This is a genomic window from Rhodoplanes roseus (assembly GCF_003258865.1).
Lineage (GTDB): Bacteria > Pseudomonadota > Alphaproteobacteria > Rhizobiales > Xanthobacteraceae > Rhodoplanes > Rhodoplanes roseus.
The window spans coordinates 1,708-2,687 of the sequence record NZ_NPEX01000480.1 but is presented as its reverse complement, the minus strand read 5'-3'; the positions used below and the strand labels follow the sequence as shown (position 1 = coordinate 2,687).

Sequence of the window (980 nt, the reverse complement as noted above, 5' to 3'; positions counted from 1 at the left end):
GGAACGGGCTTCCGCGGCGCTCGGCGTTTCGGTTCGTGATTCCGGCCTGGACCGCGCCGTCGAGGGCGTCGTGTCCGGAGCCGCCGCGTCAGTGCAGGCCGCCGAACAACCAGATCAAGGCCAGCACCGGGATCGGAATGCCGATCATCCACAGCAGAAAATAACGACCCATCTGTTGCTCCTCCTCAGCGTCGTGTCTGCTCTGGAAACGCGCGGTTTTCGGGCGGGTTCCATCCGGTTCCGCGGCGCGGCCGCAGCTGCGCCGGCGGCGGCGCGACGCGGCGAACGAACTTTTCCGGTGTCACCGCGTTACCGATCCGACGCGCCGAGCGCGCGCATCCGGCGGGCCGCGACGGCTCGCCTCACGACATCCAGATCGACCGGATTGGAGCATCCCATGGCCACCGTGAACGGACCCACGAACACCGTCGACGATCTCCGCAATGATCTGCAGAGCCTCAAGGACGACGTCTCCCGCCTCGCGGGTCAGCTCTCCACCGCCCTCTCGTCGACCGGTGAGGATGCGTTCGGCGGCGTGCGCGACCGCTTCCGCCGCGTGCGCGACAATCTCGGCGACGCCGCCTACGAGGCGGGCGAGCGCAGCCGCGACGCGGTGACGGACTTCGCCGATACGGTCGGCTCGACCCTCGAGGACAACGTCAAGGCGCGGCCGTTCTCGACGCTGGCGCTGGCGCTCGGCCTCGGCTTCCTGTTCGGCGCGCTGTGGCGTCGCTGAGCCGGGACGAGCAACCGTGTTCGAGGGGATCGCACTCCGCTGGCAGGCGCGGCTCGACACGCTCGTGAAGAGCGGCGTGTGGGCCGCCATCGCCGGCGTCGGCCTCACCGGCGCGCTGCTGTTCGTCGGCGCCGCTGTGTTCCTGCGCGCCGAGGAGGAGTTCGGCGCGATCCGCACGAGCCTCGGCTTCGCCGGCTTCTTCTTCGTGATCGCGGCGATCGCCGCGATCGGCCTCGCGGTGGTG

2 protein-coding genes are annotated in these 980 nt (G+C 70.1%); both read left to right on the top strand.

The annotated features are described in order from the left end of the window. A partial coding sequence (locus CH341_RS34630) for a DUF883 family protein (protein WP_170149877.1) occupies positions 1 to 736 on the top strand: 736 nt, incomplete at its 5' end. Between the two features lie 16 nt (positions 737 to 752). Further along, positions 753 to 980 (top strand): hypothetical protein (locus CH341_RS35460; RefSeq protein WP_210208683.1); only part of this gene is annotated, 228 nt, incomplete at its 3' end.